At 58.0% G+C, this 257-nt stretch carries 1 protein-coding gene; it reads left to right on the top strand.

What is annotated here, in order from left to right:
• Nucleotides 1–168, top strand: a 168-nt coding sequence (locus ALO43_RS24170) for a MetQ/NlpA family ABC transporter substrate-binding protein (protein WP_235812548.1), incomplete at its 5' end; no start/stop codon positions are given.
• Nucleotides 169–257: the final 89 nt, after the last annotated feature.

Raw genomic sequence — 257 nt, 5'->3', positions numbered from 1 at the left:
GCACTGATCATCGAAGGTGCCGATTCGCCCTACGCGAACATTCTGGTTGCCCGCCCGGACAACAAGGATTCAGACGCGATGAAAAAGCTGGTAGCGGCCCTGCAGAGTCCTGAAGTGAAAACCTTCCTGGCCGAGAAATACAAAGGCGCTGTGGTTCCGGCGTTCTGATCCGATTGTACCTTGCGGTTCTCGCGCCAGTGCTCTGCGTCCCTTGTGACGCAGAGCGTCGGGAACACCTTATCGCTCCCACGCTCTGC

It is taken from the genome of Pseudomonas tremae (assembly GCF_001401155.1).
GTDB lineage: Bacteria > Pseudomonadota > Gammaproteobacteria > Pseudomonadales > Pseudomonadaceae > Aquipseudomonas > Aquipseudomonas tremae.
The sequence above is the reverse complement of the archived record's forward strand: the minus strand, read 5'-3'. Positions and strand labels throughout refer to the sequence as shown.